22 protein-coding genes are annotated in these 25,846 nt (G+C 67.9%); 14 read left to right on the forward strand and 8 right to left on the reverse strand.

Annotated features, from left to right (window positions below):
* Positions 1-171 precede the first annotated feature (171 nt).
* From JOE57_RS06010 to JOE57_RS06020, 3 genes are read left to right on the forward strand one after another with little or no spacing between them, the layout of a single operon-like run.
* Positions 172-1,551 carry an HNH endonuclease signature motif containing protein gene (locus JOE57_RS06010; protein ID WP_204916843.1) on the forward strand — a complete coding sequence of 460 codons (1,380 nt, stop codon included), beginning with the start codon at positions 172-174 and terminating at the stop codon, positions 1,549-1,551.
* Between the two features lie 9 nt (positions 1,552-1,560).
* Complete coding sequence (locus JOE57_RS06015) at positions 1,561-2,067, forward strand: O-acetyl-ADP-ribose deacetylase (RefSeq protein ID WP_204916844.1); 507 nt, start codon at positions 1,561-1,563, stop codon at positions 2,065-2,067.
* Positions 2,068-2,123: 56 nt separating this feature from the next.
* The gene (locus JOE57_RS06020; protein ID WP_338041187.1) at positions 2,124-3,530 is read left to right on the forward strand and encodes a sulfatase family protein; all 1,407 of its coding nucleotides are present in this window, start codon (positions 2,124-2,126) and stop codon (positions 3,528-3,530) included.
* 511 nt (positions 3,531-4,041) lie between these two features.
* On the opposite strand, the gene JOE57_RS06025 is transcribed toward JOE57_RS06020, so the two are convergent.
* Positions 4,042-4,413: a thioredoxin family protein gene (locus JOE57_RS06025; protein WP_204916846.1), complete on the reverse strand. Its 372-nt coding sequence runs from the start codon at positions 4,411-4,413 to the stop codon at positions 4,042-4,044.
* 166 nt (positions 4,414-4,579) lie between these two features.
* On the opposite strand from JOE57_RS06025, the gene JOE57_RS06030 reads away from it, so the two are divergent.
* A complete protein-coding gene (locus JOE57_RS06030) occupies positions 4,580-4,954 on the forward strand; it encodes a YccF domain-containing protein (protein WP_204916847.1) in 375 nt (124 codons plus the stop codon).
* Between the two features lie 39 nt (positions 4,955-4,993).
* Here JOE57_RS06030 and JOE57_RS06035 read toward each other — a convergent pair whose 3' ends face one another.
* From JOE57_RS06035 to JOE57_RS06045, 3 genes are all read right to left on the reverse strand, one after another.
* The gene (locus JOE57_RS06035; RefSeq protein WP_204920262.1) at positions 4,994-6,151 is read right to left on the reverse strand and encodes a glycine C-acetyltransferase; all 1,158 of its coding nucleotides are present in this window, start codon (positions 6,149-6,151) and stop codon (positions 4,994-4,996) included.
* A 22-nt stretch (positions 6,152-6,173) separates the two neighbouring features.
* Complete coding sequence (gene tdh, locus JOE57_RS06040) at positions 6,174-7,202, reverse strand: L-threonine 3-dehydrogenase (RefSeq protein ID WP_204916848.1); 1,029 nt, start codon at positions 7,200-7,202, stop codon at positions 6,174-6,176.
* A gap of 82 nt (positions 7,203-7,284) precedes the next feature.
* Positions 7,285-7,806 (reverse strand): nucleoside/nucleotide kinase family protein, encoded by a 522-nt coding sequence (locus JOE57_RS06045; RefSeq protein WP_204916849.1) that lies wholly within the window; start codon positions 7,804-7,806, stop codon positions 7,285-7,287.
* Positions 7,807-8,544: 738 nt separating this feature from the next.
* On the opposite strand from JOE57_RS06045, the gene JOE57_RS06050 reads away from it, so the two are divergent.
* The 4 genes from JOE57_RS06050 (at position 8,545) to JOE57_RS06065 (ending at position 13,484) form a co-directional block, all read left to right on the forward strand.
* Complete coding sequence (locus tag JOE57_RS06050; RefSeq protein ID WP_204916850.1) at positions 8,545-9,927, forward strand: L-serine ammonia-lyase; 1,383 nt, start codon at positions 8,545-8,547, stop codon at positions 9,925-9,927.
* Positions 9,928-9,957: 30 nt separating this feature from the next.
* Positions 9,958-10,749 carry a transglutaminase-like domain-containing protein gene (locus JOE57_RS06055; RefSeq protein ID WP_204916851.1) on the forward strand — a complete coding sequence of 264 codons (792 nt, stop codon included), beginning with the start codon at positions 9,958-9,960 and terminating at the stop codon, positions 10,747-10,749.
* Between the two features lie 126 nt (positions 10,750-10,875).
* Positions 10,876-11,973 (forward strand): ABC transporter ATP-binding protein, encoded by a 1,098-nt coding sequence (locus tag JOE57_RS06060; RefSeq protein ID WP_204916852.1) that lies wholly within the window; start codon positions 10,876-10,878, stop codon positions 11,971-11,973.
* Between the two features lie 128 nt (positions 11,974-12,101).
* Complete coding sequence (locus JOE57_RS06065) at positions 12,102-13,484, forward strand: DUF4032 domain-containing protein (RefSeq protein ID WP_204916853.1); 1,383 nt, start codon at positions 12,102-12,104, stop codon at positions 13,482-13,484.
* A gap of 26 nt (positions 13,485-13,510) precedes the next feature.
* On the opposite strand, the gene JOE57_RS06070 is transcribed toward JOE57_RS06065, so the two are convergent.
* Together JOE57_RS06070 and JOE57_RS06075 are read right to left on the reverse strand one after the other, a co-directional pair.
* A complete protein-coding gene (locus tag JOE57_RS06070) occupies positions 13,511-14,275 on the reverse strand; it encodes an SDR family NAD(P)-dependent oxidoreductase (RefSeq protein WP_204916854.1) in 765 nt (254 codons plus the stop codon).
* A 74-nt stretch (positions 14,276-14,349) separates the two neighbouring features.
* Positions 14,350-15,492, reverse strand: coding sequence for an acyl-CoA dehydrogenase family protein (locus JOE57_RS06075; protein ID WP_204916855.1), 1,143 nt, complete (start codon positions 15,490-15,492; stop codon positions 14,350-14,352).
* Positions 15,493-15,550: 58 nt separating this feature from the next.
* Between JOE57_RS06075 and JOE57_RS06080 the strand changes: the two genes are divergently transcribed.
* Together JOE57_RS06080 and JOE57_RS06085 are read left to right on the forward strand one after the other, a co-directional pair.
* Entirely contained in the window at positions 15,551-16,135 is a 585-nt protein-coding gene (locus JOE57_RS06080; protein WP_204916856.1) for a TetR/AcrR family transcriptional regulator, read from the forward strand.
* 78 nt (positions 16,136-16,213) lie between these two features.
* Positions 16,214-16,639: a MarR family transcriptional regulator gene (locus tag JOE57_RS06085; RefSeq protein WP_204916857.1), complete on the forward strand. Its 426-nt coding sequence runs from the start codon at positions 16,214-16,216 to the stop codon at positions 16,637-16,639.
* A gap of 19 nt (positions 16,640-16,658) precedes the next feature.
* Here the strand turns inward: JOE57_RS06085 and JOE57_RS06090 are convergent, their stop codons facing one another.
* The gene (locus tag JOE57_RS06090; RefSeq protein WP_204916858.1) at positions 16,659-18,491 is read right to left on the reverse strand and encodes a glycoside hydrolase family 3 protein; all 1,833 of its coding nucleotides are present in this window, start codon (positions 18,489-18,491) and stop codon (positions 16,659-16,661) included.
* A gap of 206 nt (positions 18,492-18,697) precedes the next feature.
* On the opposite strand from JOE57_RS06090, the gene cysS reads away from it, so the two are divergent.
* The 3 genes from cysS (at position 18,698) to JOE57_RS06105 (ending at position 22,743) form a co-directional block, all read left to right on the forward strand.
* Positions 18,698-20,125, forward strand: a complete 1,428-nt coding sequence (gene cysS, locus JOE57_RS06095; protein WP_204916859.1) for a cysteine--tRNA ligase — start codon at positions 18,698-18,700, stop codon at positions 20,123-20,125.
* Between the two features lie 2 nt (positions 20,126-20,127).
* On the forward strand, positions 20,128-21,090 hold the full coding sequence (gene rlmB / locus JOE57_RS06100; protein ID WP_204916860.1) for a 23S rRNA (guanosine(2251)-2'-O)-methyltransferase RlmB: 963 nt from the start codon (positions 20,128-20,130) through the stop codon (positions 21,088-21,090).
* 168 nt (positions 21,091-21,258) lie between these two features.
* The gene (locus JOE57_RS06105; RefSeq protein ID WP_204916861.1) at positions 21,259-22,743 is read left to right on the forward strand and encodes a glycine hydroxymethyltransferase; all 1,485 of its coding nucleotides are present in this window, start codon (positions 21,259-21,261) and stop codon (positions 22,741-22,743) included.
* Positions 22,744-22,796: 53 nt separating this feature from the next.
* Here JOE57_RS06105 and JOE57_RS06110 read toward each other — a convergent pair whose 3' ends face one another.
* Entirely contained in the window at positions 22,797-24,497 is a 1,701-nt protein-coding gene (locus JOE57_RS06110; protein WP_204916862.1) for a DUF2207 family protein, read from the reverse strand.
* Between the two features lie 208 nt (positions 24,498-24,705).
* On the opposite strand from JOE57_RS06110, the gene JOE57_RS18935 reads away from it, so the two are divergent.
* Complete coding sequence (locus tag JOE57_RS18935; RefSeq protein ID WP_204916863.1) at positions 24,706-25,845, forward strand: neutral zinc metallopeptidase; 1,140 nt, start codon at positions 24,706-24,708, stop codon at positions 25,843-25,845.
* The last annotated feature ends 1 nt before the right edge of the window (position 25,846 follow it).

Here is a 25,846-nt window from a genome sequence, read left to right on the forward strand (position 1 = left end):
CGTTCCAGACGAGCGGGGCCCAGCGGGGGATCCACCGTGCCCCCTAAGACTGGGACAGAGCATCACCGTCTTGACCACCCGGGTGGTAGGCGACGACATTTCCTCGCAGGCAGCGCAATAGTCGAGATATCAGGGGTTGCATTCGAACTTATGTTCGAATAAAGTAAGTCCATGACCGTGCTCGTCGATGCACCCGCCACTAGCCAGCCGGAGACGCCGACGACCCCGACTGTCCCGGTCCCGTTGCTTCCCGATCTCACCGCCGCGCTCGACACACTGATCGTCACTGTTGAGTCCGGGGCGCTTGACGCGCTCGCCGATGACGACCTGTTGGCATTCACGCAGCAGTTCGAGAGGCTGCGTAACCTGCACGCGCGGGTCGACCACCGGATCGTGGTCGCCTGTGACCGTTCGGAGCTCGCGGTCCGGCACCTTCGTCGGACCACCCAGGGGCTGCTCACCGAGGTGCTCAGGATCTCCCCCGTCGAAGCGCGCCGTCGTGTCCAGGCAGCGCACGCCCTGGCGCCGCGACCATCCCCGACCGGCGAAACGAGGCCCGCCAGGTACGCGCGGCTGGCCGCAGTTGCCGCGAGCGGGACCGCTTCCACCGAAACAGTCAGCATCGCGGTCGGTTGTCTCGACCGGCTGGAAGCCAGATTCTCGGCCAACTCAGCCGAGCTCGGCTGGGCCGAGGATCAGCTGTGTGCCCCTGCGGCAGCCTTCGCCCCGACCGACTTCCGCCAGATCGCCGCCACCCTCACTGACATCCTGTTTCCGGACGGGCTGCTGGACGATGAGACCATCCAGGATTCCCGCGAGCTCACTCTCACCAGAAGCGCTGACGGGTCCTACCGGCTGCAGGGCCGACTCACCGGAGTCTGCGGGTCGCTGTGGGCGGCGGCACTCTCCCCGCTGTCCGCACCTCGCGCCGAGGACCCAGGCGGCCAGGATCGACGCTCTGCCGCGCAACGACAGCACGACGCGTTTCACGAAGCCGGTCTCCGGCTGCTGCGTGCCGGTGGTCTGCCCGACTCCGGCGGCACTCCGTGCACCATGATCGTTCTCATCCACCTTGAGGACCTGCTGCAGCGCACCGGTCACGGCCAGACCAGCGACGGTCAGCGGGTCCCCGTCGCCGAGCTGTTGAAGCTCGCCAGCGAGGCCGAGCTCATTCCGGTGGTCCTCACCCGCACCGGCATTCCCCTCACCCTCGGACGCGCTGCCCGGAGCGCAACGAAGCACCAGACCCTGGCGCTCATCGCACGCGACGGCGGCTGCAGCTTTCCCGGCTGTGACCACCCGCCGGAGTGGTGCGATCGGCACCACATCCAGGCGTGGCGCGACAACGGCCGAACCGACATCGACAATCTCACCCTCCTGTGCCACTACCACCACAACAACTTCGAGCATCGGGGCTGGACCTGCCGGCTTCGCCACGGCTTGCCGGCCTGGATCCCGCCGAGGTGGATCGACCCGCACCAGCAGCCTCTGGTCAACACCCGGATCATTGCCCGACACCAGGCACTCCTCGCCGCTGACGCCCCTCCCTAGAGTGGAGGCATGACTGAGATCTCGCTGGTCCGCGGCGACATCACCGACCAGACCGTGGACGCGATCGTGAACGCGGCCAACTCGTCCCTGCTGGGTGGTGGCGGTGTCGACGGCGCCATCCATCGCAGGGGCGGCCCGGAGATCCTGGCAGCTTGCCGAGCCCTGCGCGCCTCCGACTACCCGGATGGCCTCCCGGCGGGACAGGCGGTGGCCACGACCGCGGGGGCACTGTCGGCACGCTGGGTGATCCACACGGTCGGTCCCGTCTTCTCTGCACGCGAGGACCGCTCAGCTTTGCTGGCCTCCTGCTACCGCGAGTCACTGCGTGTCGCCGACGAGCTCGGCGTCGAGTCGATCGCCTTCCCGGCCATCTCCATGGGGGTCTACCGTTGGCCGATCGAGGACGGAGCACGCCTGGCGCTCGAGACGGTGCGGTCCACACCGTCGAAGGTGACGGAGATCCGCTTCGTACTCTTCGACCCTGCCGCTCACCAGGCCTTCGCCGCCCGGCTGTAGGGCGCGCCCGCCCAGTGCCGCGTTCGAAAGATCGTGGCGTTCGCTAGCGTATGGCTGTGCCGAAGCCCAATGTGATCTTGATCTTGTCCGACGATCATGGCTACGCCGACCGGGGCAGGATGGGCCACCATGCGGATGTCCGCACACCGGCGCTGGACCGGCTGGCCGACGAAGGCCTCACCTGCCCGGACGCCTATGTCACTGCCCCCATCTGCAGCCCGTCGCGGGCGGCGATCATCAGCGGCGGCTACCAGCAGCGGTGGGGGGCCACCTGGTTCTCCACCTCTCGATTCGCCGACGAGCGCCCGACGCTGGCCGAGGGACTCGCTGACCTCGGCTACGCCACCGGCTACCTCGGCAAGGTGCACTACGGTCCCGAGCAGCGCGGGGACCGCGCCTGCCCACCGCACCACGGCTTCGCCGACACCTACTACGGTCTCGCCGGTCAGCAGCAGGGCCGGCTCAACTACCTGCGGCACTCACACGTCGCTGTCGACGAGTACGGCGAGGAGGCCTCCTGGCGGATGGCTGTCCAGCCGATGCTCAATGGAGACCAGGAGGAGGAACTGGAGGGATTCCTGACCGCTGAGCTCGGACGGCGAGCTCGGGGCTTCGTCGATGATCACGCCGAGCAGCCATTCTTCCTGATGCTGGCCTTCAACGCTGTCCACAACTTCTGTTGGCAGCTGCCGCCGGAGGAGCTCGAGCGACGTGGGTTGCCGACCGGGTCAGACTGGCATGACAGTGCCTCGGAGTCGTACGCCGATTGGTACGACGGCGCCATCAGCCCCAACCTCGAGCACGGCCGCGAGTACTACCTGGCCCAGTTGGAGCTGATGGATGCCGAGATCGGCCGACTCCTTGATCATCTGGACGGCGCCGGGCTGGCTGACGACACGATCGTCGTCTACTTGACGGACAACGGTGGCTCGACCTGCAACTACGGTGACAACGCGCCGCTGGCCGGCACCAAGTACACCCTCTGGGAGGGCGGCATCAGGGTGCCGTTTCTGGTCCGCTGGCCGGCTGGTGGCTGGCATGGTGGTCACGACCGGGCTGGGCTGGTGAGCTCGTTGGACCTCTACCCCACCCTGCTGGCGGCGGCAGGCGCACCCCAGGCCGTGCTCGATGCCTCGGACGGCGTCGACCTGGCTGCGTTACTGCGCGGCGGTCCGGACAACGGGCACGACTCGTTGCATTGGGACTGTGGCTTCCAGTGGGCGGTCCGCACCGGGAACCTCAAGCTGCGCTACGCCGACGGGAGCGACCCGGTCGCGGTGGGGATTCGCGCTGTCGAACACGCCGACGTCGGCGATGGTCTTGCCCTGTTCGACCTGGCAGCCGACGTCGGCGAGACCACCGACCTGGCAGCACAGCGACCCGCCGATGTCGCCCGGCTGACCGCTCTCCACGACGCCTGGCGAGCCGACGTCGGACTGCCCATAACCAATACCGCGCCCTGAGCCAGTCGAAGGGCCACCCCACACGCGCCCGCAGACGTGCCCTGAGCCTGTCGAAGGGCCGCCCCACACGCGCCCGCAGACGCGCCCTGAGCCTGTCGAAGGGCCACCCCATCCGCGCCCTGAGCCTGTCGAAGGGCCACCCCATCCGCGCCCTGAGCCTGTCGAAGGGCCACCCCACACGCGCCCTGAGCCTGTCGAAGGGCGGAACTAGCACCGGCCCGCGGACGAGCCCTGAGCTTGTCGAAGGGCCTCCAGGTGACGCTCTTCGACAAGCTCAGAGCGCGTATCCCCTGCCGCACCTCGACAAGCTCAGAGCGCGTATTGCCTGCCGCACGTCGACAAGCTCAGAGCGCGTATCCCCTGCCGCACCTCAACAAGCTCAGAGCGCGTATCCCCTGCCACACCTCAACAAACTCAGAGCGCCTAACCCCTGCCGCTTCTCGACAAGCCCACAGCGCGCACCCCCTGCAGCTCCTCGACCCGCTCAGGGCACAGGGACCCCCGCGTGCCCTCAGTGCGCGCTGGCTTTGGAGGAGGTGGCGGTGGCGCGGACCTTGTCCATGTCGAGCGCCCGAACCGAGGCGATGACCTGGTTGAGCGCCTGCGGCGGCAGGGCGCCGGGCTGCGAGAACACCAGAATCCCGTCCCGGAACGCCATCAGCGTCGGAATCGAGGAGATGCCGGCTGCGGCAGCAAGCGCCCGCTCGGCTTCGGTGTCCACCTTCCCGAACACGATGTCCGGGTTGAGTTCTGCCGCCTTGTCATAGGTAGGCGCGAACCGCAGGCAGGGGCCGCACCAGGAGGCCCAGAAGTCGACGAACACGATGCCCTTGCCGGACACCGTCTGCTGGAAGTTCTGAGCGGTGAGGGTGGTCGTACCCATGGGTCAAAATCCTTTCACGAGTGTGTCTTCATAATACCCTTGGGGGTATAACAGTCCATGCTTCCTCAACATTCCAGCGGCCGGCAGGTCGGCGTTCGGGAAAGCCAGGGCCAGCCCAGGGTTGCTCCCGGTTGTCCGGCACTCAGGCTCCGGTCACCATGGGGGTATGCGTACCCTGCTCAACATCATCTGGTTCGTGTTCAGCGGATTCTGGCTGTGGTTGGGCTACATGCTGGCCGGCCTCATCTGCTGCCTGCTGATCGTGACCATCCCCTGGGGGATCGCCTCGTTCCGGCTGGCCAACTACGCCGCGTGGCCGTTCGGCCGCACCGTAGTCGACAAGCCGAGCGCTGGCGTCGGCGCCGCTCTCGGCAACGTCGTCTGGATCCTCGCCGCAGGCTGGTGGCTCACCCTCACCCACATCGCGACCGGCATCGCGCTCTGCGTCACCGTCATCGGCATCCCCATGGGCATCGCCAACTTCAAGCTGATTCCGGTGGCGCTGATGCCCCTCGGCAAGCAGATCGTCGCGCAGCGCTGAATCCGGTTCCAGCGGCCATACGCTCCACCCCCGCTGACGCTAGCTGCGGGCCCGCTCAAACGCGGCAATGGCCCGATCAAGATCATCTCGGGAGTGCGCGGCCGACATCTGAGTCCGGATTCTGGCCTTGCCTCGGGGCACGACCGGGAAGCTGAAGGCGCGGACGTAGATCCCCTCGGCGAACAGCCTGTCGGCCAGCGCGGCGGCCTGGACCGCGTCGCCGATCATCACCGGCACGATCGGATGATCCGACTCGGGGATCTCAAAGCCCCGCCGGCCCATCTCGGCCCGGAAGTAGGCGGTGTTGTCGCGCAATCGGGTCAGCAGCTCCCCTGAGGTCTCCAGCAAGTCCAAGGTGGCGATGGCTGCCGCGGCGATCGCCGGCGCGAGTGAGTTCGAGAACAGATAGGGCCTCGAGCGCTGGCGCAACATCTCCACGATCTCGCTGCGCGCGGCCGTGTAGCCACCGCTGGCACCACCCAGCGCCTTGCCCAACGTGCCGGTGACGATATCGACCTTGTCCTGGACGCCGAACAGCTCCGGTGTGCCTGCCCCCGTCGGTCCGACGAAGCCCACGGCATGGGAGTCGTCGACCATCACCAGAGCGTCGTAACGCTCCGCCAGCTCGACGATCTGGTCCAGCGGTGCCACGTAGCCGTCCATCGAGAACACACCGTCGGTGGCGATCATCCGATAGCGGGCGTCAGCGGCGGACTTCAGCTGCAGCTCGAGATCGGCCATGTCGCGGTTGCGGTACCGCAGCCGCCTGGCCTTGCACAGCCGGACCCCGTCGATGATGCTGGCATGGTTCAGCTCGTCGGAGATGATCGCATCCTCAGGGCCGAGCAGCGTCTCGAACAGGCCAGTATTGGCGTCGAAGCAGGAGCTGTAGAGAATCGTGTCCTCGGTGTGCAGGAAGCCGCTGATTCGTGCCTCCAGATCCTTGTGGATCTGGCTGGTCCCACAGATGAAGCGGACCGAGGCCATGCCGAAGCCCCAGCGGTCGAGTGCCGCCTTGGCCGCCTCGATCATGGCTGGGTGGTCGGCAAGGCCCAGGTAGTTGTTGGCACAGAGGTTGAGTACGGTCCCGCCACCGACGCCGATCTCCGCCGCCTGCGGCGTCGTGAGCACGGCCTCTGCCTTGTAGAGCCCCTCGCTCTTCAACTGCGCCAGCTCCGCCGCCAGCCCGTCCTTCATCGCCGTGTACATCGGTGTCTCCTCACGATTCCCAATTCATGATCACTTTGCCGCAGCGGCCGTTCCTGGCGGTGGCGAAGGCTTCCTTGAAGTCGGTGTAGTGGAAGCGGTCGGTGATGACACCGGAGACATCCAGCCCACTCTGCAGCAGTACCGACATCGCGTACCAGGTCTCGAACATCTCCCGGCCATAGATGCCCTTGATCGTCAGCATGTTCAGGACGACCGTCGCGAAGTCGATGCTGATCTCCTCCGATGGCAGACCCAGCATCGCGATCCTGCCGCCATGGGTCATGTTGCTGATCATGTCCCGGAGCGCTGCGGGGCTGCCCGACATCTCCAGACCCACATCGAAACCCTCACGCATCCCCAGCGTCCGCTGCGCCTCGGCTGCCGTGCTGTGGGCGGCGTTGACCGCCAGGCTCACACCCAACGAGTCCGCCAGCGCCAGCCGTTCGTCGCTGAGGTCGGTGATCACCACATAGCGGGCGCCGGCATGCTTGGACACCATCGCCGCCATGATGCCGATCGGACCGGCGCCGGTGACGAGGACGTCCTCGGCCAGCATCGGGAAGGTCAGCGCGGTGTGCACGGCGTTGCCGAGCGGGTCGAAGATGGCGGCGACATCGACAGCGACCGGTTCCCGGTGCACCCAGGCGTTGGTCGACGGCAGCGAGACGTACTCGGCGAAGGCTCCGTCGAGCTGCACCCCGATGCCGCGGGTGTTGATGCACAGGTGACGGCGTCCGGCGCGGCAGTTGCGGCACCGCCCACAGACGATGTGGCCCTCGCCACTGACAAAGTCCCCGACCGCGACGTCGGTCACCGTTGACCCGACCTCGACCACCTCGCCAGAGAACTCGTGCCCGACGGTCAACGGCACCCGGATCACCTTCTGGGCCCAGTGGTCCCAGGACTCGATGTGCAGGTCGGTGCCACAGATGCCGGTGGCCTTCACCCCCACCAGTACGTCTCCTGGGCCGACGGCCGGCTCGGGAACGTCGATCAGCTCCAGCCCGGGTTGGGCAGCCGTCTTCACCAGGGCTTTCAACCCAGCCTCCTTGCTGCACGCCTCAGGGGTCGCGCGTCCTCTCCTGCCTGGGGCGGCCTCTCGCCCAGATGCTGGCCCCACGCTAGCGTCTCGGCTCGGCGCGAACGGCGGCCCACAGGGCATTCACGGCGAGGCAGGTTGCGGCAGGGCTCAGTACCGTCACGTCGAGGACGTGATCGGCGGGCACGGGCCTGGATCTGTCCAGCTCGTGCAGCAGAGCGAACTCCTCCTCGGTCAGGTACCAGGGCCGGGTTCCCGCCCGACGACGTACCTCGGCCGGCGCGGCCACCAACCTGACCACCAGACAATCGGGTAACAGGCCGCGGTAGAGCGCAGTCGTCTCCGGATTGAGGACGTCGGAGATAACGACCTCGATCTTCTCGGCCACAAACCGGGTCGCAAGTGCGCAGGCATTCTCGACGCCGAGACGCTGCTGACGCAGCCCCTCTTGACCTTCCCACGGGGCTGCGGCACCGGAGACCACGAACTGGCGAACGTCGTCCACCTCGATCACGGCGGCGCGTTCGCGGCTCTCGGCGAGCAGCCGGGAGATGGTGGACTTCCCGACCGCCGGTCCACCGGTCAGAACGAGGACGGGACCCATCCGCTCATTCTTCCCCGGCGTCGGAAATGTTGAAGCTCCGGCCAAGTATGAGTTGGCCGGAGCTCCGGTTGAGAATCCGGCCGAAGCCTTCATCTCGCTTTTGAACGCAGGACCGAAGCCCCTTGTTCGGTTCGGAATCGGGCCGAAGCCCTCATCCCTGTCAGCGTCCTCGGCCGAGGCCGACTGGCCGACAGTCTGGGTGCCGACCGAAGTCGACATCCGGTTTGGGAAACTGCACCGAAGCGCAGATTCCCGGGGTGGATTCGGGACCGAGATCCCTCCTCCGGTCGGGGCCACGACCGAGGTCGTGATTCCTGCCCCAACTGCAGTTGGCGAGGCCTCCTGCGGTTGGAGTAGTTCAGGTATATGCCTGCGCTGAGCGCGGCACAAGAGGCGTTTGGTCACAGTTTCGTGCACCGGCGTGTCGATCCGTCCGGCAGGTGACAGTCCACGGAGACTGGTCCCAGCATCAACCCCCGCCGCGCCCTCTCGGACGCTCGCTGGGCGGCCCTGCCGGGTATGAGCCGGCAGGGCTCTCTCACCACTGAGGCCCTTCGACAGGCTCAGGGCGCGGGGGCAGGCTCAGGGCGCGGAGTCGTTCTCGCCCTTCGACAAGCTCAGGGCGCGGAGTCGTTCTCGCCCTTCGACAAGCTCAGGGCGCGGGGGCAGGCTCAGGGCGCGGCGGCAGGCTCAGGGCGCGGGTTGGGTGGAGGGCAGACCAGCGGGCAGACTGGTCTCATGAGTGTCAGCGTGTTCGACCTGTTCAGCATCGGCATCGGCCCGTCGAGCTCACACACGGTCGGCCCGATGCGGGCGGCCGGCCGGTTCATCTCCACTCTGGCCGAGGCTGGTGTCCTCGACCGGGTGACCCGGGTGCGATCGGAGCTGTTCGGGTCCCTGGGTGCGACCGGACACGGCCACGGCAGCTACAACGCGGTGCTGTGGGGGCTCGAGGGCGAGAATCCGGAGACTGTCGACACGGTGCGAGGCCCGGAGCGCGCCACCCTGGTGAAGGCCACCGGACGGCTCCGGCTCGGCGGCAGCCACGAGATCGACTTCGACCCGGATCATGACCTGGTGCTGCACCGTCGGCGCTCGCTGCCGTTCCACCCGAATGGGATGACGTTCACCGCGTGGCAGGGTTCGGAGGTGGTCGCCGAACGGACCTACTACTCGATCGGTGGCGGCTTCGTACTCGGCGCCGACAGCAGCGGGCGTCCAGAGCTCAGGCCGGATGCGACGTCGGTCCCCTATCCCTTTCGCACCGCGAACGAGCTGCTGGCGCAGTGTGAGGACCACTCCATGTCCATTAGTGCTGTGATGATGGCCAACGAGTGTGCCCGTCGGTCCGAGCAGGACGTTCGAGCCGGGCTGCTGCGGCTGTGGTCCACGATGGCGGACTGCATCGCCAAGGGCTGCGCCACGCCGGGGGTGCTGCCGGGGGGCCTCAAGGTGCGCAGACGAGCCGCGGAGCTCCACCTGCGCCTGGTCGCGGATGCCGGGCAGTTCCGGCACGCGGTCGACCCGTTGGCGGCCATGGACTGGGTCACACTGTGGGCCCTGGCGGTGAACGAGGAGAACGCCTCCGGCGGCCGAATCGTGACGGCCCCAACCAACGGGGCCGCCGGGATCATCCCGGCGGTACTGCAGTACGCGGTCCGATTCGTCCCCGGCACAGACGACGATGCCATCGTCAGCTTCCTGCTCGTCGCCGGCGCGATCGGGTCGATCTATCAGCAGACGGCTTCCATCTCAGGGGCGGAGGTCGGCTGCCAGGGAGAGGTCGGCACCGCCTGCTCGATGGCCGCGGCGGCGCTGGCCGAGATCCTCGGAGGCACACCGCGCCAGGTGGAGAATGCCGCCGAGATCGGCATGGAGCACCATCTGGGCCTGACCTGCGACCCGGTCGGAGGACTGGTCCAGATCCCCTGCATCGAGCGGAACGCCGTCGGCTCGGTCCAGGCGATCACGGCCGCGCGCCTGGCCCTCTACGGCGACGGCGCGCACACGGTCAGTCTGGACAAGGTGATCAAGACGATGATGGAGACCGGTGCGGACATGAAGGTCAAGTACAAGGAGACGGCACGTGGCGGCCTGGCGGTGAACATCGTCGAGTGCTGACCCGACCCAGGCGCGTGGGAGCATTCGCCCATGAGACGCACCGTCACGGCCCATCTCGAGGTCACCCTGTCCGGCCGGACGAACCTCATCTACTGCATCGCCGCCGCCGCCAACTCGACCTTCGAACGGGAGCTGCTGACCATCAGCGTGGACGGGACCACGGTGCAGCCACGGGAGATCGCGGACCTGCACGGCACCCGACTGCATCAGCTGGTCGCCGACGGGAAGCGAGTGGTGCTCGACTACGACTGTGCAGTCAGCGGCCAGGCTGACCCTCCGGCCAACGATCTGGACCTGATCACTTATCTTCGGCCGAGCCGGTACTGCGAGTCGGACACCCTCGGCCCGACCGCAGCCAGCGAGTTCAGCGGGCTCGACGGCCGATCGCTGCTGGACGCCGTCACCCAGTGGGTCGCGGACAAGCTGAGCTACGTCGCCGGCTCGAGTGTGCCGACCGACGGCGCCGTGCAGACCCTGCTCGACCGGCGGGGCGTCTGTCGTGACTTCGCTCACCTGGCCATCGCCCTGCTGCGGGCCCTGAACGTGCCGGCCCGGCTTGCCGCCGTCTACGCCCCCGGCCTCTCGCCGATGGAGTTCCACGCAGTCGCCGAGGCCTACGTCGACGGTGCCTGGCAGGTCGTGGACCCGACCCGGATGGCGCCACGTCAGAGCATGCTGCGGATCGCCACTGGCCGCGACGCCGCGGACACCGCGTTCCTGACCAACCACTGGGCGACTCTGACGCTGGACATGCTGTGGGTGACAGCTGTCGTGGACGCGCTGCCGAACGACGATGGCCGCCAACTGGTCCAGCTGCGCTGACCGGCCCACCGTCTCACCGGGGCCGACCTCTATTGCCGTGTCGGTGTTCGCCATGCGATATTGAGCCCGTTCTTTACCACTACGGATCGTCGGGCACGTACCTGCCCGTGGAAGGAAAGGTGTGGCATGGCCACAGTTCAGTTCAGTGACGCGACGCGCGTCTACCCGGGTGCTGATCACCCCTCAGTCGACAAGCTCAGCCTCGAGATCGGCGACGGCGAGTTCATGGTGCTCGTCGGACCGTCCGGTTGTGGCAAGTCCACGTCGCTCCGGATGCTTGCCGGTCTGGAAGAGGTCAACTCGGGCAGCATCCACATCGGCGACCGAGACGTCACCGACCTGCCGCCCAAGGATCGCGACATCGCTATGGTCTTCCAGAACTATGCGCTGTACCCCCACATGACGGTGGGCGACAACATGGGCTTCGCCCTGAAGATGGCCAACGTCCCCAAGGCCGAGCGTCAGCAGCGGGTGCAGGACGCCGCCAAGCTCCTCGGTCTGGAGGACTTCCTCAACCGCAAGCCGAAGGCCCTCTCCGGTGGCCAGCGTCAGCGCGTTGCGATGGGTCGAGCCATCGTGCGTCAGCCGCAGGTCTTCCTGATGGACGAGCCGCTGTCCAACCTGGACGCTAAGCTCCGTGTCTCGACCCGCACCCAGATCGCCGCTCTGCAGACCCGGCTTGGGGTCACCACGGTCTACGTGACGCACGACCAGATCGAGGCCATGACGATGGGCGACCGGGTCGCGGTGATGAAGGACGGCGTGCTGCAGCAGGTCGACAGCCCGCTCCACCTGTACGACACCCCGAAGAACCTGTTCGTGGCCGGCTTCATCGGCTCGCCCGCCATGAACCTGATCGAGGGCACTGTCGCCGAGGGTGGCATCCAGGTCGGTGACTACACCGTCCCCGTCCCGCGTGAGTGGTTGGCCAAGGCCGCAGGAGAGAAGTCGCTGACCATCGGCATCCGCCCGGAGAACTTCCGGATGAGCGACACCAACGAGGGCATCGGCCTCGATGTCGCCGTCGTCGAGGAGCTCGGCGCAGACGCCTACCTCTACGGCACCCTCGCTGGCCTGTCCGAGGACGAGAGGCTCACGGCGCAGCAGATCGTGGCCCGCATCTCGTCGCGGAACCCACCGAAGCGTGGCTCGACGGTCCGGCTGATCGCCGACCCGGAGCACTTCCACGTGTTCTCGACCAAGACGGGCGATCGCCTCTCCTGAGACGACTGCCACACAGGGCCTCCACCGCCAGGTGGGGGCCCTGCGTCCGTTTCAGGGGTTGCCCGCTGGTGGTCGACATCCGGCCTCGCCAAAGTGCATCGGACCGACAACCCTGAGACACTGGTCGGGTGCCACGTTTCCTGTCAGCGAAGCCAGATACGCGACTCATCACCCTTCCCTGGGACACTCCGCTCGAGGACTGGCCCAAGGAGAATCTGGTGGCTCTGCCGCGAGGCATCTCACGTCACGTGGTCAGGTTCGTCCGGGTGGGAACAGAGGTCTACGCGATCAAAGAGGTGATCGAGCATCTGGCGATGCACGAGTACCGACTGCTGCGGGACCTCAACCGGCTGGACACTCCCTCGGTCGAGCCCGTGGGTGTCGTCACCTCCCGTTTCGACGCAGACGGCGATCCGCTCGACCCGGCGTTGATCACCAAGCATCTGCAGTTCTCGCTGCCCTACCGGTCCCTGTTCAGCCGGGGGGTGCGACAGGACACGGTCAACCGGCTGGTCGACGCAATGGTGGTGCTACTGGCCCGGGTACACCTGATCGGCTTCCTCTGGGGCGATGTGTCGCTGTCCAACACGCTGTTCCGTCGCGACGCCGGCGCCTTCGCCGCCTACCTGGTCGATGCCGAGACCGGTGAGCTGCACGACACCCTGACCAACGGGCAGCGCGAGCATGATCTGACGATCGCCCGGACCAACCTTTACGGTGAGTTCTGCGACCTGGAGGCGGGTGGGCTGCTCGACGAGGCCCTGGACCCGCTGATCCTGGTCGAGACGATCGAGAACCGGTACCGCGAGCTGTGGGCCGAGCTGACCGGCGTCGAGGAGTTCGACGGCAGTGAGATGCACCGGATCGAGAGCCGGGTGCGCCGGCTCAACGCTCTCGGCTTCGACGTTGCCGAGCTCGACATCACCACCGACTTCGCCGGCTCCACCATCCGGATCCAGCCGAAGGTGGTCGACGCCGGACATCACTCCCGACGGCTGATCAGGCTCACCGGTCTGGACACCGAGGAGAACCAGGCCCGCCGACTGCTCAACGACCTGGACTCCTTCCGTGCCCGCACCGACCAGCAGAACGCCGACGAGTCCATCGTCGCGCACCAGTGGCTGACGGAGCAGTTTGAGCCGGTGCTCGCCGCGGTTCCGCGCGAGCTCGGCAGCAAGCTCGAGCCGGCAGAGCTCTTCCACGAGGTGTTGGAGCACCGCTGGTTCCTCTCCGAACAGGCCGGTCACGAGGTGCCGTTGCGGGAGGCCGCCGAGTCCTACGTCACGACCGTGCTGCACCGACTGCCGGACGAGGCGCTCGCTCTCGGTGGCGTTGACACGATGGGCCCGCTGGCCAATCCGTACGACCCCTCCCAGGGATTCGAGGACGACGACGACAGCAAGCCGTACGACCCGTGGGAGGACGGTGCGCAGGCGCCGGACGCCGACGAACCGGATGCGCGCGAGTACCTCGACATCGCCGCTCTGCGGGGCAAGGTCAAGGGCGGCTGATCACCGCGGCTGTACCAAGGGCGGGCTCAGCGCGGCGGCATCCGCAGGGCTCCGTCGAGCCTAATGACCTCGCCGTTCAGCAGCGGGTTCTGCACGATCTGCTCGACCAGCATGGCGTACTCCTCCGGCCGGCCCAGCCGCGACGGGTGCGGCACCAGCGCCTCCAGGACCTTCTTGGTGTCCCCAGGCAGGCCGGCCATCATCGGCGTCTCCATCGTCCCCGGAGCGATCGTCATCACCCGGATCGCCTTGTCTGCAAGGTCTCTGGCCGAAGTGAGCGTCAGGGCGACGATGCCACCCTTGCTGGCTGCGTAGGCGGCTTGGCCGATCTGACCGTCGAAGGCGGCGACGCTGGCGGTCATCACGATCACCCCACGATCCCCGTCGACCGGCTCGTTGTCGATCATGGCGGCGGCGGCCAACCGGAGCACGTTGAAGGTCCCGACCAGGTTGATCTCCACCACCGTACGAAAGTCTTCCAGCGGCAGCACTCCCCGTTTGCCCACGATCCGGCCCGGAGTGGCGACACCGGCGCAGTTGACCACCACCCGCAGGGTGCCCAGTGAGCGGGCGGTCTCGACGGCCGCGAGCACCTGTTGCTCGTCGCGCACGTCTGCAGCGACGAACCGCGCCGCCTCGCCCAGCTCCGCGGCCAGCTCAGCTGCCCGGGACGACGCCAGGTCGACGATGACGGCCCGGGCGCCGCGATCAACGAAAGCACGCACGGTTGCCTCCCCCAGACCGGAGGCGCCACCGGTGACCAGGACGACATCTGCGGTGGATAGGTGCATGGTTGCTGCTCCTCAGTGGACGGGCCGAGCTGGTGCTCAGCGGGACACGGTTCGGGCCCACGAGACCCGAATCGTCAGCGCAGGAGTTGCCGGGCGATCACCAGCCGCTGGATCTGATTGGTGCCCTCGAAGATCTGGGTGACCTTGGCCTCCCGCAGATAGCGCTCGGCCGGGAAGTCCCGGGTGTAACCGTAGCCGCCGAGCACCTGCACAGCGTCCGTGGTCACCTTCATCGCCGCGTCGGTGGCGACCAGCTTGGCCACCGCCGCGTCCCGGGTGAACGGGCGACCGGCGTCCCGCTTGCGGGCCGCCAGCAGATAGCCGGCCCGGGCCGTATCCACCGCAGCTGCCATCTCGGCCAGCATGAACTGGATGCCCTGGAACTCCGCGATCGGCTGCCCGAACTGTCGGCGCTCCCGGGCGAAGGACACCGCGCAGTCGAGCGCCGCCTGGGCCAGGCCGGTGGCGCAGGCGGCAATCCCGAGCCTGCCGGAGTCCAGCGCGGACAGCGCCATCCGCATGCCCTCGCCCTCGGCACAGATCCGCCGGTCGGACGCGACCGGAACCGAGTCGAAATAGACCGTGGCAGTGGTGGAGGCGGTGAGCCCCATCTTCCTCTCCGGGCTGCCGAACGTCAGCCCCGGCGCCGAGGCAGGTACCAGGAAGCAGCTGATGCCGCCCTTGGGATCATCGCTGGTTCGAGCGAAGGTGGTGTAGAAGTCAGCCTGTGAGCCGTGGGTGATCCAGGCCTTCGCACCCGAGAGGGAATACTCGCCATCGGTCTCCTGGGCTTTGGTCGACAGACCGGAGATGTCGGAGCCGGCCTGGGCCTCGGACAGCGCGTAGGCACCCAACAGCTCACCGCCGACCAGTTCCGGGAGATAACGATCACGCTGCTGGTCGGTGCCTTCGTTGGCGAGGGCGTGACACGCCATCACATGCACGGAGACACCCACCCCGACGCTCATCCAGGCGGCGGCAATCTCTTCCAGCGCCTGCAGATACACCTCGTAGGGCTGACCCGACCCGCCCCAACGCTCCGGGTAGGGCAGACCGAGCAGACCGGCGCGACCCAGCAGGGTGAATGCCGCCCGCGGGAACTGCTCGGCCGCCTCCGCCTCGGCTGCCAGCGGGGCCAGCTCTTGCCGGGCGATCTCGCGCACCAGCTCGATGAGGTCATAGGCCTCCGCGCTGGGCAGGACGCGATCGACGGTCATCTCACTCCTCGTTCTCCCGGCTGGCAAGCGGTACTGAGAAGGGTACGCTAGTACCGTAATGGAGGCCAACCAGAGCAATCGGCGACTCACCCGGCGGCAGGCGCAGCTGCGCGATGCACTGGTGGATCTGGTGCTGGCGGAGGGGTTCAGCCACCTCACCATGGACGACTTCGCCGCCAGGCTGGGATGTTCGAAGCGCACGCTCTATGCGTTGGCCGACAGCAAGGACCAGCTGGCGACAGAGGCGGTCAAGCTGTTCTTCCGACGGGCCACCGTCGCGGTGGAGCAGGCCATCGCCCACACCCGCAAGCCGGAGCGGCTGGTGACCCGCTATCTCGAGGCGGCGGCCGAGGCCCTCCAACCAGCTTCCCGCGCCTTCCTCGATGACATGGCCGCGCTGGCACCGGCGCGAGAGGTGTACGACGCCAACACGGCCGTCGCCGCGCAGCGGGTCCGGCAGCTGATCGACGCCGGAACGCGGTCGGGCAGCTTCCGCAAGGTGCCGGCCACCTTCGTCGCAGAGGTGGTCACCTCGACGATGCGGCGCATCACGTCCGGAGAGGTGCAGGCCGCTACCGGGCTCAACGATGCCCAGGCCTATACGGAGCTGGCCAAGCTGGTGGTGGCCGCCGTCCGTCGATGATCAAGGGGAAGGTCACGTCCCGTCATCGGACTTCTGCTTCTGGCCTCCAAACCCCAGCCATATCGCTACTCTGAAAGGGTGACCGAGGATCTTCGCAAGCTGGGACAAGACCTGATCACGATCAGTGGTCGAGTAGTCCGTTGGGTGCCCCATCAAGGCTTCAACCTGAGCCTCGCAGCCACCCGGACGCTGGCCAAGCTGTACGACCTCGGTCCCACCAGCATCAGCGATCTGGCGATCTCGGAACGCTCCTCGCAGCCGACCATCTCCAACCATGTCCAACGCCTCGAGACGCTTGGGCTGGTGGCCCGCAAGCACAGTGACACCGATGCCCGCGTCTGGCTGATCACGGTCACCGACCGGGGCCTGCAGGAGCTGACCGCGATGCGGGACCAGATCGGGGCCAACATCGCGCCGCTGCTCGCCGAGCTGTCGGAGTCCGACCGTCAGGCCATCCGGGATGGCCTGGACGCGATCCGGCGACTGCTGAACGGCGGCTCCTGACCCTGCCTGCCGTGGAGGCTCACATCAGCTCCACCCGGTGTCCGACGCCGTACACCGGTGCGTCGGTGTCGGAGCCGACATCGGATCGTGACCGTCGAACGGCCTCCATCGAGCTCGGCAGCTCGAACTGCAGCCGCCCCACCGCCCGCTGACGCCCGCTCAGCACCTCCAACAGGGCCCGGTCGCTCGCCCCGAAGTTGGCCGTGATCACCGCCGCAGACTCGAGCAGTGGGGTCAGGATCGCCGGTCGGTCCAGATAGAGGTCCAAGATCAACGGTGCCTTTCCGGCCAGCTCCTGCAGGTGGGCCACCTCGGCGTCGGCGAACTCCAGCGTGCCCGCCTTGAAGAACGCCTCCAGGAACAAGCTGTCACGGAAGTCGAACGGGGTGGCGGAGCGGACCAGGATCACCTCCGCCTCATCGGGCGTGGCCACGGAGGTCGCGAACTGCTCCAGAGTCGCCGGGTCGACCCCTTCGGCGTACACCTTCGTGGCGCTCGTCAGCGGCAGCACACCCGCCGTTGTCTTCAGACCGGTGATGGCGGCCACCTGGGCGTCGTGCCCCAACTGTGCGAAGGGTGCGCTGCCCAGCACGGCCGACGCGCGATCCTCGTCCACATAGGGGTTGTCGAACAGGCCGAGCTCGAATTTCACTCGGAGCAGCCGTCGGACCGACTCGTCCAGGCGCTGCTCCGCCACGTCGGAGCTCGCGACCAGCTGCAGCAGCAGCTCGGGACAGCTCTCACCGCCGAACTGGTCACAGCCGGCGTCCAGGATCTTCAGCATCCGTCCCGCTGGTGTCAGATCCTCCACTCCCCAGGCCCGCGCGGGCAGCACCCGGTCACCGACCTCGGTGTCACTGACCAGACCCCAGTCGGTCACCACCACACCGTCGTAGCCGAGCGCGGTCCGCAGTAGGCCGCTGATGATCTGCCGGTTGAACCCGAACCCGACCTCCTCAATCGGCTCGCCATCGATCTCCAGCCCGACCGGACGGCCGTAATAGGGCATGATCGCCGCCGTCCGTTCGCCGATCGCCTTCCGGAACGGGATCAGGTGGTAGTCGAAAATTCCCCCCGGGTAGACCTGGTCCTTGCCGTAAGGGAAATGCGCATCCTCGCCGTCGGCCTGCGGGCCGCCGCCCGGGAAGTGCTTGGTGGTACAGGCCACTGAGTCGGATGTCAGAGTGTCGCCCTGGAAACCCTGCAGATAGGCGGCGGCCAGCGCCGCGACCAGCTCGGCGTCCTGGCCGAACGTGTGGAACTGCCGCGCCCAGCGCGGCTCGGTGGCCAGATCCACGGTGGGGTGCAGGGCGGCCCTGATGCCCACCGCCAGATACTCCTGCCGGGCCGTGTCGGCGAACCGCCGGACCAGCGCCACGTCACCGATCGCTGCCAACCCCAGCGGCTCCGGCCACTGTGAGAAGTGGCCCGCCATGAAGGAGGCTCCAGCGTTCTGGGTGAAGGCGTGCCTCGGGTCGGTGGAGAGCGTGACGGGGATGCCCAACGGCGTGCTCTCGGCGAGCCGCTGCAGGGCGTTGCTCCACCGTGCCGCCGCGGCCGGGTCGGGCAGGGCATGCACGTTGAAGTGGTTCATCCGCCTGTCTCGGACCAGCTCCGACGTGCCGGTCCGGTCGATGACGCCGGCGCCCTCGACCAGCTGGCCATCCGGGCCGGTCTCGATCGAGTTCTGGAACATCATCCCGGCCTTGTCCGCGACGGTCATCTGGGAGAGCAGATCCTCGACCCGCTCCTCCACCGGCAGGTCGGGGTTCTCGTACGGGTCGAGCCGTCCGTTGCCGTTAAGGTCGCGGTAGCGGATCCCGTCCTCGGTCAACGCGTACGTCGGTTCCATCGAGACCCCCTGCGTCGTCGGTCTGCGTCATTGGTCTTTGCACCATTTGGTATGTGCATCATTTGGTATTTGCTCGTCAAGCGTGGCGAGTTCGAGAGTCGCGGAGGAGGCGCGGCTGTCGACGCACTGATCATCTCGTCTGCCCTGCCGATTGGCCAGAGTCGCACGATGTCGCTGGACCGCTAACCACTCGGTAGGCTGCACGGGTGACATTCCGGCTCTATGACACCGCCACCAGGCACGTGCGCGACTTCGTTCCCGTCGTCGCTGACGAGGTGTCGATCTACCACTGCGGGTTGACCGTACAGTCAGCACCGCACCTGGGCCACATCCGCAAGGAGGTTGTCTTCGACGTGCTGCGTCGCTGGCTGACCTACCGCGGATACCGAGTCACCGTGATCGCCAATGTGACCGACATCGACGACAAGATCCTGGCCAAGTCCGCCGCAGCCGGCGTGCCCTGGTTCGCCCACGCCTACCGCTACGAGCGCGAGCTCCATGACGCCTACGCCGCGCTGGGCTGCGAGCCGCCGACGTATGAGCCACGGGCCACCGGGCACGTACCCGAGATGATCGAGATGATCAAGGTCCTGATCGAGCGCGGCCATGCCTACCCGGCCGACGACGGCTCGGGCGACGTCTATTTCGATGTCCGGTCCTGGCCCGCCTACGGCAGCCTGTCCGGGCAGAACATCGACGACATGGAGGCGGCCGAGGACTCCGACCCGCGGGGGAAGCGCGACCCGCGCGACTTCGCCCTGTGGAAGGGACACAAGCCGGAGGAACCGGTCACAGCCTCTTGGCCGACGCCGTGGGGACGCGGCCGCCCCGGCTGGCACCTCGAGTGCTCCGCCATGGCCGGCAAGTACCTCGGCGACGAGTTCGACATCCACGGCGGCGGCATCGACCTGCGGTTCCCGCACCACGAGAACGAGCTGGCGCAGTCCACGGCTGCCGGCCAGAAGTTCGCCCGGTACTGGATGCACAACGCCTGGGTCACCGCCGCCGGAGAGAAGATGAGCAAGTCCCTGGACAACGGTGCTCTGGTCTCGGAGGTCACCAGGATGTACCCGCCCCGGGCGGTCCGGTTCTATCTGGTCGCTCCGCACTACCGGTCGGCGATCGAGTTCTCCGACAGCTCGCTGTCCGAGGCGGCGGCAGCGCTGGCCCGGGTGGACAACTTCGTCGACCGTGCCACCGAGGCTGTGGGCGAGGTCGAACGGGCCATCCCGGTGGAGTTCGGTGCGGCGATGGACGACGATCTCGGCACCCCGGCCGGGATGGCCGTGCTGTACAACTCCGTCCGAGAGGGCAACCTGGCGCTGGACGCCGGCGACCACAACGCCGCCGGGCGGCATCTGGGCCAGGTGCTGGGCATCCTCGATGTGCTGGGACTCGACCCGACGGCCGAGATATGGCAGTCCCGCAGCGACGACGCGGCGCTCCGCACCGTCGTCGACGGGCTGGTGGCCGAGCTGCTCGCCCAACGCGAGGCGGCCCGCGGCCGCAGGGACTTCGCCGCCGCCGACGCCATCCGCTCCTCCCTCACCGCACTGGGCGTCGCCATCTCCGACACCCCGCAGGGGGCCCGCTGGTCCCTTCAGCAGCCGACGACCACAAGCGCAGGAGAGTAGCGATGCCAGGCAACAGTCAACGCAAGGGTGCGGTTCGCCGCAAGGGCAAGGGCAACACGGCCGGATCCGGCGGACGCGTCCGCCGTGGCCTGGAGGGTCGCGGCCCCACGCCCAAGGCGGAGGATCGGCCCTACCACAAGGCGTACAAGGCGAAGCAGAGCTCGGCCGGACGTCCCGTCGGCCGGTCGGGGTCCCAGACGCAGCGCACCGGTCGGCCCGGCGCCGGTCCCGAGTGGGTGGCCGGTCGGAACCCGGTGCTCGAGGCGCTGCAGGCCGAGATACCGATCCAGGCGGCCTACATCGCCGAGGGAGCCGAACGCGACGACCGGCTCCGCGAGATCCTCAAGCTGACTGCCGCGCGCGGCAAGTCGCTGCTCGAGGTCACCCGAGCCGAGCTGGATCGGATGACCGGCGGTGCAGTGCACCAGGGCGTGGCACTGCAGCTGCCGGCGTACAGCTACACCCACCCGGACGACCTGCTGGCCAAGGCCCTGGAGTCCGACACCGAGCCGATCGTGGTAGCGCTCGACTCGATCACCGACCCGCGCAACCTCGGGGCCATCGTCCGATCTGCGGCCGCCTTCGGGGCCACCGGCGTACTCATCCCCGAACGTCGTTCGGCCGGGATGACCGCGGCGGCCTGGAAGACCTCCGCCGGCGCCGCGGCCCGGATCCCGATCGCCCGGGCCACCAACCTCAACCGGGCTCTGCGGGCCTACGCGGACGCCGGTTTCTCGCTGGTCGGGCTGGACGGCGCCGCGGAACAGGACATCACCGACCTGCCGCAGGCCACCGGGCCGCTGGTGCTGATCGTGGGCAGCGAAGGTGAAGGGCTCTCACGGTTGGTCCGCGAGGCCTGCGAGGCGCTGGTGTCGATCCCGATCACCGGGATGGAGTCGCTCAACGCGGGCGTCGCTGCCGGGATCGCGCTCTACGAGATCGCCCGGGCCCGACAGGGCAGCTGAGCCCGCTGTCGCAGATGTCCCGCTCGTTCTGAACGCCGGGTGGGATCTGCGCTGGGCGCCAGGCCCACGCCGGCAACGAGCGTGACGTTTGGGACACCTCGACCCGCCGACCGGGGGCCCCGATACATTGGGACCCGCCCCCGTCGTCTCGCCACCAGGAGCCCTTTCGTGTCCGAACACCTTGCCCCTCGCGGCTCAGAGTCCGTCGCCCCCGGCGCCGAGTACGCAGCGACAGCCAGCAGCGCCTACCGTGCAGCACTGTCGGTGATCGAGTCGGTCGAGCCGCGGATCGCGGCGGCGACCCGGGCCGAGCTGTCCGACCAGCGCGCGTCGCTGAAGCTGATCGCCTCCGAGAACTACGCCTCCCCCGCGGTGCTGCTGACGATGGGGACCTGGCTGAGCGACAAGTACGCCGAGGGCACCATCGGTCACCGCTTCTACGCCGGCTGCCAGAACGTCGACACGGTCGAGACGGTCGCCGCCGAGCATGCCCGCGAACTGTTCGGTGCCGAGTATGCCTATGCGCAGCCGCACTCCGGTATCGACGCCAACCTGGTCGCCTTCTGGGCCATCCTGGCCCACCGGATCGAGCAGCCGGCCCTGGCCGAGTACGGCGTCAAGGGCATCAACGACCTGTCCGAGGAGGACTGGGAGACGCTCCGGCAACGGTTCGGCAACCAGCGTGCGCTGGGCATGTCCCTCGACGCCGGCGGTCACCTCACCCACGGGTTCCGTCCGAACATCTCCGGCAAGATGTTCCACCAGCGTTCCTACGGCACGGATCCGGAGACTCAGCTGCTGGACTACGACGCGGTCCGTCGGGCGGCCCAGGAGTTCAAGCCGCTGATCCTCATTGCCGGTTACTCCGCCTATCCGCGCCGGATCAACTTCGCCAAGATGCGTGAGATCGCCGACGAGGTCGGCGCCACGCTGATGGTCGACATGGCCCATTTCGCCGGTCTGGTGGCCGGCAAGGTGTTCACCGGCGACGAGGACCCGGTCCCGCACGCCCATGTCGTGACGACCACCACCCACAAGTCGCTCCGCGGGCCCCGGGGTGGGCTGGTGCTGGCCACCAAGGAATATGCGGGCTCGGTCGACCGCGGCTGCCCGATGGTGCTGGGCGGCCCGCTGTCGCATGTGATGGCGGCCAAGGCGGTTGCGCTGGCCGAGGCCCGCCGACCGGAGTTCCAGACCTACGCACAGAACGTCGCCGACAACGCCAAGTCGCTGGCCGAGGGCTTCCTGACGCGGGGGGCCCGACTGGTCACCGGCGGCACCGACAACCACATCGTGCTGCTGGATGTCTCCGGCTTCGGCCTCACCGGCCGGCAGGCCGAGTCGGCCCTGCTGGATGCCGGCATCGTGACGAACCGGAACTCGGTCCCGAACGACCCCAATGGGGCCTGGTACACCTCCGGCATCCGCTTCGGCACCCCGGCGCTCACCACCCGCGGCTTCGGCGCGGCCGAGTTCGACCGCATCGCCGAGCTGGTGGTCGACGTCTTGAAGCAGACCACGCCGACGGCCACCGCCGCTGGGGCGCCGGGCAAGGCCAAGTACTCCCTGGCCGACGGCGTCGCGGACGCGACCAAGGCCGCCTCGGCCGAGCTGCTCGATGCACACCCGCTCTACCCCGGTCTGGAGCTCTAGCCCGGCCACCAGCCGGAATTCGGCCGGCCACGGGTGCCGTGGCCGGCCATCGCTCAGCGGGAGAAGAGCGAGCCCGAGACGGTCGTGATGAAGTTCCGCAACGAATCGGGCAGGTCCCGCAGGTGCCAGCCGTCGGGGCCGTGATACCAGAACACGTCCGTCGAGTCCGGCGTCTCGTCCTTGTCGGTGCTGACGATGGCCGACAGCCAGCGTTCCGCACCGCCGAGCACCACCGCGTACGGCAGCACCTCAGACAGCTCCCGGATCTCCCGGCCAGGCGGCATCTGGTCGGTCGGATGGCTGAGCAGGTCGGAGCGGAGAGCGCCGAGCCCGGCCAGCAGCGCCACACCCTTCACAGTCCGGGACGGCATCTCCTGCGCCACGAAGACCAGGCCCAGGCCGAGAGCGATCAGAGCCAGACCCACCAGACCGAAGGTGGTGAAGGCGGCCAGCACGCCGGTGACCACCACAGCGATGATCAGCGCGGCCAGCGCCAGCTGGGTCCAGTTGTTGCGGGTCGCGTCGGGGCGACGCTCGTACCAGCCCTGGCTCACCACCTCGTCGTAGAGGTCGGACTGGACATCGCCGATGCTGGCGCCCACCTTGTCCGGCAGCTCCGAGACCCTGGTGCTGGCGCCGTCGGACGCGATGCCGTCCAGCAGGGCCCGCTCGAAGGGACGGAGCTCGTCCTGACCCTGCTGGCGGGTCAGCAGCCAGTCGGTCCGGGCGAACTCGGTCTCGCGAGGCAGCTCGGTGATCAGCAGGTGCCCGCGGACGGCCAGGTCGATCAGGCTTGCGGTGATGTCGATCGGGTCCACGCGTTCGTCGACCACGGTGCCGACATGCCCGGGCCGCACATCGCCGACGACGCGGAACTCGCTCTGCCCTTCACCGACGGGGACGAACTCGCCGGCCTTGTGGATCTCGCCCTGCGGACGCGCATCGGCGCCGGCGCGACGGTGCAGAGCCAGCAGACCGAGGCCACCGAGCACGAGCAGCCCGAGGGCGATGCCGAGTGGCAGCGGCTTGGCGGAGAAGGCCCGGCCGACCGTCCAGCGGTAGTCGATGGTCTCGTTGGCGGCGACGACCGCGGGATCGAAGCCGATCTCGACCGCGACCACCTCGCCCTCGCCCCGCGGACCATCGCGGAAGGTGGGCTGCTCGTTGTCGTGCGTCCCAGCCGCCGCGAAGTCGCAGGACTCGGTGCTGTTCGGCGGGCCTGCGGTGCACTTGATGTACCTGAAGAGGCCGGGGATGGCGACCGTGGCGCTGAAGTCGCTCACCGGCGCCGACAGACCCTGGAGCAGTCGCCAGCGGAGCGCCGTCCCGGTCTGGGTGGTCACCGTCGCACCGAGCACGGTGTAGCTCATCTGGATCTCGTTGGCACCCTGGGTGTTCATCGTGACCGTCGTGAAGGGGTCGTCGACCTTGATGTCCGGGTTGAGGTTCTTGCCGTTGGCGGTGGCGGTCACGTCCTTCAGCTCGAAGACGTACTGCCGATCACCGATCAGGTTCTCGCGGGTCTCGAACTTCTGCGACAGCTTGGGCGGCACGGCACCACTGAAGCTGATCGTCTGGGTGACCTTGAGCGCCCCGTCCGCGGCCAGCGTGCTGTCCACGGCGAAGGAGGACACGGTCCCCTCCGCATGAGCCGGCAGGGCCAACGGTCCGGCGATCAGACCGAGCGTCAGCGCGAGGACGGCAAGGAGGAGGGCGACAGGGCGTGGTCGATGCAGAGCCAGGTTCTCAGACACAGGGGTAAGCCTCCCATCACTGATGTGTCGACGCGACCGGAGCCTGTCAACTTTGGGCCACTATTTCACAACGATTGACTCCGCCGGGCGTGTTGGGGAAACCGCTCGCCCCCGCGTTGGGCCGACAACGTGCTGCTCTCTGCCGGGCGCCGTGAAAGGTGCGGCGCTGTATCGTTCCAACGGCCTCGAATGCGGCTATCGTTACCGCGTGACACAGCAACAGTGGGGTCCGCCGCCCCAGGGGCGCCAGCCAGCGCAGTGGGGCCCACCCGGCGCACAGCCGCAATGGGGCCAGCAGCCGGGCGGATGGAACCAGGGCGGCTTCGCGCCCAGGACCCAGGGCTTCGGGCCCGGCAACCAGGGGTTCGGTCGCCCCGTCCAGCCGCAACGCGGACCGGGCCAGCCCGCGTACGCACCGTTCGGGCCCGCGCCTCAGCGCCAGCGGAACCCGTTGAAGACGGTGCTGCTCGCCCTGATCGGCCTGACCCTGGTCGCCCTGGTCGGCCTGGTTGTCGCCAACGTGGTCGGCGGATCCAACGAGGTCGCGTACCAGAACGAGGACTACAACGTGCCTCCGCCGGACAAGAACCCGCCGCCGCTGCCGGTGCCGGACACGTACGACCAGGCGCAGCAGGCGATCGTCGCCAACCCGATCTACAAGCAGCAGATCCCGACGCCGGTGCGCTGTCAGGTGCCTGCGGTCAACCTGCAGACTGCCTCGGACCCGCAGCTGAAGACCCACTTCGAGGACCTGATGGCCTGCCTGGTCAGGTCGTGGCAGCCTCCGGTCGAGGGTTCCGGCTTCAAGATCGTCCGGCCGACAGTGACCATCTACGGCAAGAAGGTCGAGACCAAGTGCGGCACCTCGAACGTCAACGCCTTCTACTGCGGAGCTGACCAGCAGGTGTACTACAGCAACCTGCTGCCGGACTACGTCCCGATGGTGCGTCAGTCGAAGTGGGGCGCGGACGTCGTGATGGCCCACGAGTTCGGCCACGCCATCCAGGCCCGAACCGCCATCCTGATCTCCGCCAAGGCTCTCGGCCAGAAGTCCGGCGAGAAGGCGACCCAGCTGGAGTTCAGCCGTCGGCTCGAGACCCAGGCCGACTGCTTCTCAGGGTTGTTCCTGCATTCCACCTCGTTGTCGCTGGGCATCAAGCAGGCCGACGTGGCCGACATCGAGGAGACCTACCGCGCCATCGGTGACGACGTGCTGAGCGGCAAGCCCAACGTGATCGGCGACCACGGCCAGGCGGCCAGCAGGCTCTACTGGGGGCGGGTCGGTCTGGGAAGCCCCCAGATCGGCAACTGCAACACGTTCACCGCCGACAAGAAGCTGGTCCGCTGAT

Source organism: Microlunatus panaciterrae, assembly GCF_016907535.1.
Lineage (GTDB): Bacteria > Actinomycetota > Actinomycetes > Propionibacteriales > Propionibacteriaceae > Microlunatus > Microlunatus panaciterrae.

Bases quoted from the DNA above. Each gene is read 5' to 3' on its own strand.
- JOE57_RS06010 (WP_204916843.1), top strand. From the start codon at position 172: ATGACCGTGCTCGTCGATGCACCCGCCACTAGCCAGCCGGAGACGCCG.
- JOE57_RS06015 (WP_204916844.1), top strand. From the start codon at position 1,561: ATGACTGAGATCTCGCTGGTCCGCGGCGACATCACCGACCAGACCGTG.
- JOE57_RS06075 (WP_204916855.1), bottom strand. From the start codon at position 15,492: ATGACCGTCGATCGCGTCCTGCCCAGCGCGGAGGCCTATGACCTCATC.
- JOE57_RS06090 (WP_204916858.1), bottom strand. From the start codon at position 18,491: ATGGAACCGACGTACGCGTTGACCGAGGACGGGATCCGCTACCGCGAC.
- JOE57_RS06055 (WP_204916851.1), top strand. From the start codon at position 9,958: ATGAGACGCACCGTCACGGCCCATCTCGAGGTCACCCTGTCCGGCCGG.
- JOE57_RS06070 (WP_204916854.1), bottom strand. From the start codon at position 14,275: ATGCACCTATCCACCGCAGATGTCGTCCTGGTCACCGGTGGCGCCTCC.
- JOE57_RS06035 (WP_204920262.1), bottom strand. From the start codon at position 6,151: ATGAAGGACGGGCTGGCGGCGGAGCTGGCGCAGTTGAAGAGCGAGGGG.
- JOE57_RS06025 (WP_204916846.1), bottom strand. From the start codon at position 4,413: ATGGGTACGACCACCCTCACCGCTCAGAACTTCCAGCAGACGGTGTCC.
- rlmB (WP_204916860.1), top strand. From the start codon at position 20,128: ATGCCAGGCAACAGTCAACGCAAGGGTGCGGTTCGCCGCAAGGGCAAG.
- JOE57_RS06045 (WP_204916849.1), bottom strand. From the start codon at position 7,806: ATGGGTCCCGTCCTCGTTCTGACCGGTGGACCGGCGGTCGGGAAGTCC.
- JOE57_RS06030 (WP_204916847.1), top strand. From the start codon at position 4,580: ATGCGTACCCTGCTCAACATCATCTGGTTCGTGTTCAGCGGATTCTGG.
- JOE57_RS06080 (WP_204916856.1), top strand. From the start codon at position 15,551: ATGGAGGCCAACCAGAGCAATCGGCGACTCACCCGGCGGCAGGCGCAG.
- JOE57_RS06060 (WP_204916852.1), top strand. From the start codon at position 10,876: ATGGCCACAGTTCAGTTCAGTGACGCGACGCGCGTCTACCCGGGTGCT.
- JOE57_RS06050 (WP_204916850.1), top strand. From the start codon at position 8,545: ATGAGTGTCAGCGTGTTCGACCTGTTCAGCATCGGCATCGGCCCGTCG.